The organism is Streptomyces sp. 2131.1, assembly GCF_900105515.1.
Classification (GTDB): Bacteria; Actinomycetota; Actinomycetes; order Streptomycetales; family Streptomycetaceae; genus Streptomyces; species Streptomyces drozdowiczii.
Map to the genome: position 1 here is coordinate 1209630 of NZ_FNSY01000001.1, position 10181 is coordinate 1219810.

8 protein-coding genes are annotated in these 10181 nt (G+C 73.8%); 4 read left to right on the forward strand and 4 right to left on the reverse strand.

Annotated features, from left to right (window positions below):
- Positions 1–313 precede the first annotated feature (313 nt).
- Complete coding sequence (locus BLW14_RS05410) at positions 314–2743, forward strand: endonuclease/exonuclease/phosphatase family protein (RefSeq protein ID WP_093704872.1); 2430 nt, start codon at positions 314–316, stop codon at positions 2741–2743.
- 21 nt (positions 2744–2764) lie between these two features.
- Here BLW14_RS05410 and BLW14_RS05415 read toward each other — a convergent pair whose 3' ends face one another.
- From BLW14_RS05415 to BLW14_RS05425, 3 genes are read right to left on the reverse strand one after another with little or no spacing between them, the layout of a single operon-like run.
- Positions 2765–3685 carry an alpha/beta fold hydrolase gene (locus BLW14_RS05415; RefSeq protein WP_093704874.1) on the reverse strand — a complete coding sequence of 307 codons (921 nt, stop codon included), beginning with the start codon at positions 3683–3685 and terminating at the stop codon, positions 2765–2767.
- Between the two features lie 22 nt (positions 3686–3707).
- On the reverse strand, positions 3708–4952 hold the full coding sequence (locus BLW14_RS05420) for a beta-ketoacyl-[acyl-carrier-protein] synthase family protein (RefSeq protein WP_093704876.1): 1245 nt from the start codon (positions 4950–4952) through the stop codon (positions 3708–3710).
- A complete protein-coding gene (locus BLW14_RS05425; RefSeq protein WP_026243104.1) occupies positions 4949–5182 on the reverse strand; it encodes a phosphopantetheine-binding protein in 234 nt (77 codons plus the stop codon). The genes BLW14_RS05420 and BLW14_RS05425 overlap by 4 nt, the downstream gene beginning before the upstream one ends.
- A 330-nt stretch (positions 5183–5512) precedes the next feature.
- Here BLW14_RS05425 and BLW14_RS05430 point away from each other — a divergent pair, with 330 nt between their 5' ends.
- The gene (locus BLW14_RS05430) at positions 5513–7042 is read left to right on the forward strand and encodes a peptidoglycan recognition protein family protein (RefSeq protein ID WP_093704878.1); all 1530 of its coding nucleotides are present in this window, start codon (positions 5513–5515) and stop codon (positions 7040–7042) included.
- Between the two features lie 34 nt (positions 7043–7076).
- Here BLW14_RS05430 and BLW14_RS05435 read toward each other — a convergent pair whose 3' ends face one another.
- Complete coding sequence (locus BLW14_RS05435) at positions 7077–7643, reverse strand: dihydrofolate reductase family protein (protein ID WP_093704879.1); 567 nt, start codon at positions 7641–7643, stop codon at positions 7077–7079.
- Positions 7644–7745: 102 nt separating this feature from the next.
- Here BLW14_RS05435 and BLW14_RS05440 point away from each other — a divergent pair, with 102 nt between their 5' ends.
- Both BLW14_RS05440 and BLW14_RS05445 read left to right on the forward strand, forming a co-directional pair.
- Positions 7746–8786, forward strand: a complete 1041-nt coding sequence (locus BLW14_RS05440) for a hypothetical protein (RefSeq protein WP_093704881.1) — start codon at positions 7746–7748, stop codon at positions 8784–8786.
- A gap of 148 nt (positions 8787–8934) precedes the next feature.
- Entirely contained in the window at positions 8935–10164 is a 1230-nt protein-coding gene (locus BLW14_RS05445) for an MFS transporter (RefSeq protein ID WP_093704883.1), read from the forward strand.
- The last annotated feature ends 17 nt before the right edge of the window (positions 10165–10181 follow it).

Genomic DNA, 10181 nt, shown 5'->3' on the forward strand with positions numbered 1-10181 from the left:
GTGGGCGCAACCCGGTCAAACCATCGCCGCATCCTGGACAGCTCCGCTAGGGCCTGTATCGAGTTGTGGCGCGGGAGAAGGAGCGGCGTTCGGTGCGTGCGATCACGGTGCGGTGGGGATGTCCTCGTAGCGGAGCTACTTGGGCATTTCGGCCGTGCCGTGAGCGTGCGTGCCGGGCGTCGCGACGCCGCGCCACAACTCAATGCGGGCCCTAGCACCGAACGTTTTCCGGAATTCACCCCTGATGCCTTGTCATCGCCTGTTCTACGCGCATAGCTTGTGCTCCCTCACCACACTCTGAGGGGCATTCTCCGTGCGCATATCCACCACCCGTTCCGCCCTGCTGGCCGGCGCGGTAGCCGTGACGCTCTCGGCGACCGCGCTGCCCGCCGCCTTCGCGGCCCCGTCCTCGTCCGCCGTGATCTCCGAGGTGTACGGGGGCGGCGGGAACTCGGGTGCGACGCTGACCCGTGACTTCGTCGAGCTGGCCAACGCCGGCTCCGCCGCGTACGACCTGTCCGGCCTGAGCGTCCAGTACCTGCCCGGCGCCCCGTCGGCGGGTTCGCAGTGGCAGGTCTCGGCGCTGACCGGCTCCGTCGCGCCCGGCGGCCGCTACCTCGTCGCGCAGGCGGCGGGTACCGGCGGCACGGTGGCCCTGCCCACCCCGGACGCCACGGGCACCGTCGCGATGTCCGCCACCGCGGGGACGGTCGCCCTGGTCTCCGGTACCACCCCGCTGACCTGCAAGACGGCCGCCGACTGCGCCGCCGACACCCGGATCGTGGACCTGGTCGGCTATGGCACCGCGGTCGTCCGGGAAGGCAGCGGACCGGCGAAGGGCGCCTCCGCCACCGCCTCCGTGGCGCGGGCGGCCTCGCTCGCGGACACCGACGACAACGCCGCCGACCTCGCCGCGGCGGCCCCGTCCCCGGTCAACGCGGCCGGCGAGACCTCGGGCGGCGGCGAGGACCCGGGCGACCCGGGCAACCCCACCGAGCCCGGCACCGTGCGCGTCCACGACATCCAGGGCACCACCCGGGTCTCCCCGCTGGACGGCAAGGCGGTCACCGGGGTGCCCGGCGTCGTCACGGCGGTGCGCACCTCGGGTTCGCGCGGTTTCTGGATCCAGGACACCGCGCCGGACGCCGACCCGCGCACCGGCGAAGGCGTCTTCGTGTACACCGGCTCCGCCGCCCCGGCCGTGAAGGTGGGTGACTCGGTGCTGGTCAGCGGCACCGTGGACGAGTACTACCCGTCGTCCACCACCCAGTCGGTCACCGAGATCACCGCGCCGAAGGTCACGGTCCTCTCCTCCGGCAACGCGCTGCCCGCCCCGGTGGTGCTGGACGCGAAGGCGGTGCCGTCGAAGTACGTGCCCTCGGCCGGCGGCGGCTCGATCGACGCGCTGCCCCTGGAGCCGTCGACGTACGCCCTGGACCTGTACGAGTCCCTGGAGGGCACCCGGGTGCAGATCGCCGACACCCGCGTGACGGGCGCGACGACCGCGTACCACGAGGTCTGGGTGACGGTCGAGCCGAAGCAGAACCCGACCCGGCGCGGCGGCACCCTCTACGCCTCGTACACCGACCAGAACACCGGCCGGATCAAGGTCATCTCGCTGGACCCGGCCGCGCCGGTGCCCACCGCGAACGTGGGTGACGTGCTCGCCGGCACCACCTCCGGCGTCCTGGACTACGACTCGTACGGCGGCTACAACCTCCAGGCCACCGCGCTCGGCAAGGTCACCGACCACCACCTGCCGCGCGAGGTCACGCGCAAGCAGAAGGGCAAGGAGCTCGCGGTCGCCACGTACAACGTGGAGAACCTCGACGCGCTCGACGACCAGGCCAAGTTCGACACCCTGGCCGAGGGCGTCGCGGTCAACCTGTCCTCCCCCGACATCGTGTCGCTGGAGGAGATCCAGGACGACAACGGCGCGGTCAAGGACGGCACGGTCGGCTCCGAGGCGACGCTGAAGCGGTTCACGGACGCGATCGTCGCGGCGGGCGGCCCCCGCTACTCGTGGCGCTATGTCGCCCCGCAGGACGGGAAGGACGGCGGCGAGCCCGGCGGCAACATCCGCAACGTGTTCCTCTTCAACCCGAAGCGCGTCGGTTTCGTGGACCGTCCGGGCGGCGACGCGACGACGCCCGTCGCGGCCGTGAAGACGAAGAAGGGTGTCACGCTGTCGGTGTCGCCGGGCCGGATCGCCCCGGCCAGTGCGGCCTGGGACGACAGCCGCAAGCCGCTGGTCGGCGAGTTCCGCTTCCACGGGAAGCCGGTCTTCGTCGTCGGCAACCACTTCGCGTCCAAGGGCGGTGACCAGCCCCTGCACGGCCGCTACCAGGAGCCGGTGCGCAGCTCGGAGACCAAGCGCGTGCAGCAGGCGAAGGAGGTCAACATTTTCGTCAAGTCGCTGCTCTCGGCGGACAAGTCGGCGCGGGTCGTGGTCCTCGGTGACCTCAACGACTTCGCCTTCTCGCCCACCGTCGGCGCGCTGACCGACGGCAAGGTGCTCAAGCCGCTGATCACCACGCTGCCGAAGAACGAGCAGTACAGCTATGTGTACGAGGGCAACTCGCAGACGCTCGACCACATCCTGACCAGCCCGGGGGTGCGCCGCTTCGACTACGACGTGGTGCACATCAACGCGGAGTTCGCCGACCAGGCGAGCGACCACGACCCGCAGATCGTGCGGGTCGACGTGAACGCCCCCGAGCACGGGCACGGCGGCCACCACTGACCCGGCACGCGGGCGGGCGGTTCAGCCGCCCGCCCGCGGCAGGGCATGACCGGCCGTCCCCGTGCGCGGCCGCGGCAGCGCGGCGAGCGGCAGCAGCGCGGGGGCGGACTCCAGCGGCCGGTCGGTGACGAAGCGCGCCACCAGGTCCGCCACGTCGTCGGGCCGCTCCAGGACCACCCAGTGGTCCGACTCCCCGATGGTCAGGAAGCGGCTGCCCTCGATCGTCGCCGCGAAGGCGCGCTGCCGCTGCGGCGAGGTCACCGTGTCGTGCTCGCCGGCGAAGACGAGCGCGGGCACCCCTCTCAGTCCGCCGGAGAAGTCCGGGTGGTGGTCGAGCGCCCGGCGCAGCGAGCGCTCCGCGTGCGGCGAGTGCGTGAGGGCGTGCACGAAGGACCGGCGGACATAGCGCAGGGCGAGGTCCCTGCGGTGGACGGGGCGCTCGGGGTCCAGGCACATCAGCGCCTCGGCGGTCAGCGCCGCGAGCCCTTCCGTGTCCCCGGCCTCCAGCCGCCCGACGGCCCGGGCCCACCCGCCGCGCTGGGCCTCGCTGATGTGCGACGGTACGCCGCCGAGGACCAGGCGGGCGATCCGTCCGGGGGCGCGCCGGGCGCAGCCGAAGGCGATCGAGGCGCCGTAGGAGAAGCCGAAGAGGTTGACCCGTTCCGCGCCCAGGTCGTCGATGATGCCGGTGACGGCGGCGTGCAGGAGGTCGTCCCGGGTGCCGGGCGGCAGCGGGTCGGCGCCGCCCATGCCGGGCAGGTCGGCGGTGACCACGTCGGCGTGCGGGCCCAGGTGCTCGTCCATCTGCGGCCAGCCGTACATGCCCTGGAGCGCGCCGCCGAGCACGACGACCGGTTCGGTTCGGGGCGCGGGCTGCGGCAGGACGCGGTAGCGGTAGCTCAGCCCGTCCACGGCGAGGGTCCGGATGATCTCTTCGGTCATGAAATCTGGTCCTTGGCCCCGGTCACCTGGTGAGGACGAGGGCGGCGTTGTGGCCCCCGAAGCCGAGCGAGGTCTTGACGGCGGCGGCGAGCGCGGCGGGCCTGGCCTCCTTGCTCACCACGTCGACCGGGATGTCCGGGTCGGGGGCGTCGAGGTTGGCGGTGGGCGGTACGAGCTGGTGCTGGAGGGCGAGGACGGTGAGCGCGGTCTCGATGCCGCCGGCCGCGCCGAGGGTGTGGCCGGTCATCGCCTTGGTGGAGGTGACGAGGGGGTGCTCGCCGAGGACGCGGCGGAGCATGACCGTCTCGATCAGGTCGTTGGAGACGGTGGAGGTGCCGTGGGCGTTGACGTGGCCGATGTCGGCGGCGGCGATGCCGGCGTCCGCGAGTGCGGTGCGCAGCGCCCGTTCGATGCCGAGCCCGTCGGGGTCGGGGGCGACGGCGGAGTACGCGTCGCTGGAGGAGCCGTATCCGGCGACGTGGGCGCGGACGGCGGCGCCCCGGGCGCGGGCGTGTTCGGGGCGTTCCATGACGAGGAGTCCGGCGCCCTCGCCGATGACGAATCCGTCGCGGTGGGTGTCGAAGGGGCGGCAGGCGGCCCGGGGGTCGTCGATGCGGGTGGAGACGGCCTTGAGCCGGCAGGCGCTGGCGATCAGGAGCCGGGAGCAGACCGATTCGGCGCCGCCCGCGACGACGATGTCGCAGGCGCCGGTGCGCAGCATCTGGTGGGCGGTGCCGATGGCGACGGTGCCGGAGGAGCAGGCGGTGGAGACGGCCTGGCTGGGGCCGCGTGCGCCGAGGTCGGTGGCGACGCTGCTGGCCGCGCCGTTGACGACGGCGAGCGGGGCGAGCTTGGGCGAGACGCGGCGGGCACCGCGCTCGGTGAGGGCGATGTGCTGCTCGTCGTAGAAGGGCAGCCCGCCGTGGGCGGAGCCGATGACGACGGCGACCCGGCCGCTGTCCCAGACGGCGGGGTCCAGGCCCGCGTCCGCGACGGCCTCGCGGGCGGCGATGACCGCGAGGTGCGAGAAGCGGTCCATGAGCCGGTGCGCGGCGACCCCGAGGACGGCCCGGGTGTCCAAGCCGGTGACGCTGTACATGAAGTCGCAGGGCAGTCCCTGGAGTTCGTCGCGGTGGGGTACGCAGGGCGCGGTCGCGGGGTCGTTCAGCGCGCGCCAGGTGGCCTCGGCGCCGACGCCGGCGGAGGTGACGAGGCCGACCCCGGTGACGGCCGCGGCGAACGGCGGCAGGCGGTAGGGGGCCGTCACGCGACGGCCTTGCGCTGTACGGCGTCGACCAGCTGACCGACCGTGTCGCGCGAGGTGAGCTGGACGTCGTCGAGGTCGACGTCGAGCCGGTCCTCGATGAGGAGCCGCAGCTCCTCCAGCGCCAGGGAGTCCAGGCGCAGCTGCCGGAGGGGCACGTCGGGGCGGATCGCCACGGGGTCGGTTCCGAAGTTCGCCGTCAGCAAGGTGCTGATCTCGTCTGCCGTGCTCATGCTCATCGGGCACTTCTCCGCTGTCGTACGCGGTGACGCCTTGCCGCGTGAGATGTGACTGCCATCGGGGACGCCGGCCGGTCCGGAGTTCTCTGTTATACGCCCTGGCGACGAGGTGTCCGGTCCGCGTTCCCCCGTGCGGTGGGCTGCTGTCCAGGTGTACGAATCCGGCGCGGCGCACGCCTGCTCACGGGCCGTCAACTCCTACGGAGTAGCGCGGGTTCGACACGCGCGCGGACTGATTGTCATACCTTCGGTCGCTCTCTATCGTGAGCAGGCTTCGCGGGTGCCCGGCCCCGTGCGCCCTCCCCCCACAGAGCAGGAGCAGGTATGCCCACACGTGCCTCCGTCCTGGCGGCTCTCACCGCCACCGTCCTGGCCGCGACCGGCGCCCCGGCCCTCGCCGCGGCGGACACCGGGCAGCCGATGGACCGGGCGTTCGAACGGGCCGCCGCGGCGTTCGACGTACCGCGTGATCTGCTCGCCGCCGTCGGGTACGGCGAGACCCGGCTCGACGGCCACGCCGGACGCCCCAGCCAGGCGGGCGGCTTCGGTGTGATGCACCTGGTCAGCAACCCGGCGCGGCACACCCTGGAACGGGCCGCCGCCCTCACCGGCGAGCCGGTCGCCACCCTGCGCTCCGACACCGCCGCCAACATCCTGGGCGGCGCGGCGGTGCTGCGCGGTTACGCGGACAAGCTCGGCCTCGACGCCCGGGACCGCGACGACATCGACGCCTGGTACCCGGCCGTCGCCCACTACAGCGGTACGCGGGGGCAGGCCGCCGCGCTCTACGCCGACACGGTCTACACGTTCCTCGCGGACGGCCTCGACGCGCTCACCCCGGGCGGCGAGCGGATCACGGTCACCGGCCGGCCGGTCTCCCCGCGCAAGGACGGGATCGCCGCCGCGGACACCGGCGTCCGCAGCGCCGACTACCCGGCGGCGCTCTGGGTCCCGGCCGACCCGAACAACTACACCACCGGCCGCACCGCGAAGATCGACAAGGTGGTCGTCCACGTCACCCAGGGCTCGTACGCGGGCTCGATCAGCTGGTTCCAGGACCCCGTGTCCGTGGTGAGCGCGCACTACGTGGTGCGCTCGTCGGACGGCCAGATCACCCAGATGGTGCGGGACGCGGACACCGCGTACCACGCGCGCAGCGCCAACGCCTCCTCGCTCGGCATCGAGCACGAGGGCTTCATCGACGACCCGACCTGGTTCACGGACGCGATGTACCGGTCGTCGGCCGCGCTGACCGCCTCCCTGTGCGACAAGTACGGCATCCCGAAGGACCGGGCGCACATCATCGGCCACAGCGAGGCGCCCGGCAACGACCACACGGACCCCGGCCCCTACTGGGACTGGGACCGCTTCATGGAGCTGGTCAACGGCACCGGGACGGGCGGCGAGACCCGGGACGGGCTGAGCTTCGCCACGTACACCACGCAGCGCAGCGGCTCGACGGGCCCTCAGGTCACCGCCCTCCAGCGGCTGCTGAACGACCAGGGCTACGCGGCGGGCGAGGCGGACGGCAGCTTCGGCGCGGCCACGGCGGGCGCGGTGACGTCGTTCCAGGCGGCACACGGCCTCGACGCCGACGGGGTCGTGGGGGCCAGGACGTGGACGGCGCTGCTGTCCGCAGGGACGACGCCGGTGCTCGCCGAGGACGCGACGGGCGAGGACGTGAAGCGGCTCCAGCGGGCGCTGACGGCGGCGCTCGGCTCGACGGTGGAGGCCGACGGCACCTTCGGCCCGGGCACCGCGACGGCGGTGCGCTCCTACCAGACGGGCCGGGGGCTGACGGCCGACGGGATCGTCGGACCGGCCACCTGGACGGCGCTCCAGTCCGGCCGCTGACGGCCCGGTGGCGTCCCGGGCCGGTCCCGGGGCGTCACCGGTCTGCGCGGTCGTAACAGAGCTCCACGACGCCGGTGCCGAAGGTGCGGCTGCCGGTGAGGCGGAGGGGCCGCAGGGTCTCCTCGGCCGGGAACATCGGCTTGCCCCGGCCGATGAGGACCGGGTGGACGTAGACGCGGTACTGGTCGATCAGGTCGTGCGCCGCGAAGGACGCGGCGAGATCGGCGCCGCCGAGGGCGAGGTCGCCGCCGGGCTGCTCCTTGAGGGCCCTGACCTCCTCGGGGATCACCTCGCGGACGATGGTGGTGTTCCAGTCGGCCCGCTCCAGCGTCCGTGAGTAGACGTACTTCGGCATGTTCCGCCAGATGACGGCGAAGTCGGCCATCGGTCCCTCGTTGGCGGGGTCCTGGTCGGCGGTGGGCCAGAAGTCGGCCATCAGCTGGTGGGTGACGCGGCCGTCCAGCATGCCGCCCATACCGGCCAGTTGCTCGTTGAAATAGCTGTGGAGCTCCTCGTCCACCGTATGCCAGTCGATGTTCCGGCCCGGCCCCTCGATGAAGCCGTCGAGTGACATCGACATCCAGTAGACGATCTTGCGCATCGGGTACCTCACCGGGCGTTCGCGGCGGACGGGGCGATGAAACTCCGCCGACGTTACCGTCCGTGCTTGACGCCGGGCAGGAGCGGCGCATAGGAGTCGGGCATGAGAGTCGCAGAAGCGCGCGCCGCCGCCGCGCACTGGGTCGCCGCCCACGCCCGCCCCGCCCCCGGCTACCTCGGGGCGTACTTCAGCGGGTCCACGGTCGAGCGCCCCGGCGAGGCGGAGCTGCCGGTCTCCTCCGACGTGGACGTGGTCGTGGTGACGGAGGGGAACGAGGCACCGGCGAAGCCCGGCAAGCTGCTCCACGAAGGCGCCCTGCTGGAGATCACGTACGAGCCGTGGTCCGTGCTGGCCGACCCGGACGCGGTGCTGGGCGCGTACCACCTGGCGTGCGGCTTCCGCCACGACACGGTCATCGACGACCCCACGGGCCGGCTGCGCGCGCTGCACGCGTACGTCGCGCCGCGGTTCGCCGAGCCGGATCAGGTGCGCCGGAGGTGCCTGGGCGCCCGGCACCGCGTCGAGAGCCGGCTCGCTGCCCTGGACACCGGACAGCCCTTCGCCACCCGAGTGACGGCGTGGCTCTTCCCCACCGGCGTCACCACACACCTCCCGTTGGTGGCCGCACTGCGCAACCCCACCGTCCGGCTGCGCTACCCGGCCGCGCGGGACGTCCTGACGGAGTACGGGCAGGAGGCCCTCTACCCGGACCTCCTGGCGCTCCTGGGCTGCGCAGAGGTCTCCGCGCGGCGGGTGCGGCACCATCTGGCCGAGCTGACGCGGACGTTCGACGCCACGGTCCCCGTCGCCCGCACCCCGTTCTTCTTCAGCAGCGACCTCACCGAGCGGGCGCGTCCCATCGCGGTCGACGGCAGCCGCGAACTGATCGACCGGGGCGACCACCGCGAGGCGGTCTTCTGGCTCCTGGCCACCTTCGCCCGCTGCCACACGGCCCTCGCCGCGGACGCGCCGGACCTGCACACCGCCCGGCTCCCGGCGTTCCGCGAGGCCGTCGCCGACCTCACCGGCCTCACCGACACCGAAACCCTCCTCGCCCGCCGCGACGAGGTGCTGCGCTTCGTGCCCCGGCTGTGGACGGTCACGGAGGAGATCCTGGCGGCCGGCCCGGAGGCCGTCGGGTAGCGGTCCGTCTGTTACGTTGCCCGCGTGTCTCTTCCTCGTGCGTAGGACCCCGCTCCGACCGCGCCCGGCGTAACGGGTGCGGCGCTCCGGTGTCCCCCCATGCCCGCGGCGCGGCCGAGTCCGCGCCGCCCTCCCGAGGAAGACCATCGTGTCCACGCCTTCGTACGCCGCTGTTCTGCGCGTCCCGCACGCCGCGCGCGCCTTCGCCGCCGCGCTCACCGGGCGGCTCTCCTACGGAATCGCTCCGCTCGCCCTGCTGCTCGCCGTCAAGGACGCCACCGGCTCCTACTCCGCCGCCGGCGGGGTGATGGCCCTGTTCGGGGCGGCCAGTGTGCTGCTGACCCCCGCCCGTGCCGGACTGATCGACCGGTACGGACCGCGCCGCGCCCTGCCGCCGATGGCGGGCCTGTACGCGGTGCTGCTCACCGTCCTCGCCCTGGCCACCTGGCGGCCGGGGGCCTCCGCGCTGGTCCTCGGGGCCCTCGCCACGGCGGCGGGGGCCTGCACCCCGCCGCTCGGCCCGGTCATGCGGACGCTGTGGAGCGACCTCGTCCCCGACCGGGAACTGCTGCGCCGCGCGTACAGCCTGGACGGGGTGGCCGAGGAACTGCTTTACGTCACCGGCCCGTTGGTGGTGGGCGTCATGGTGACGGCCACCGGGCCCGCCGCCGCCGTGCTGGCCGGTGCGGTGCTGATCGCGGTGGGGGCGGGGGCGCTGGTGACCTCGCCCGCCGTGCCGCGCGGGAAACCCGTCCACCGCACGGGGGCGGACGGACCGGCCGCCACCGGCCTGCGGCTGAGCGCCGTGCCCGCGCTGCGGCGGGCCGTGCTGGTGACGGCGGCCGTGGGGCTCTGCCTCGGGGCGCTCGACCTGCTGGCGGTGGCCCTCACCGAGGCGATGCACCGGGCGTCGGCGGTGTCCTGGGTGCTGGCGGCCCTGTCGGCGTCGAGCGCCGTCGGGGGTCTGGCCTACGGGGCGCTGCGGTGGCGGGCCCCGCTCGGGGTGCGGCTGCCGGTCATGGCCGCCGGCCTGGGCGGGGCGGTGGCGGCGGCCGGTCTCGCCGGCAACGTGTACGTGCTGATCGCCGTGGTCGGCGTGGCCGGGCTGTTCGTCGCCCCGGCGCTCACGACCGCCTACCTGATCGCGGACGAGTCGGCGGACGCGGCCCGGCGCACCCGGGCGGGCGCCTGGGTCAACACCGCGTTCAACGCGGGCTCGTCGGGCGGCACGGCGGCGGTCGGGCTGCTGGTGGACCGGCTGCCGCTCGCCCTGTGCTGCGCGGTGGCGGCGGCCCCTGCGCTGCTGTGCGCGGCGGCGGTCCTGGGCGGCGGTGTCCGGCGGAGCCGGGCCGGGACGGAAGTGGTGGACGCGGTCTGACGCACGGAGGCGGCCGC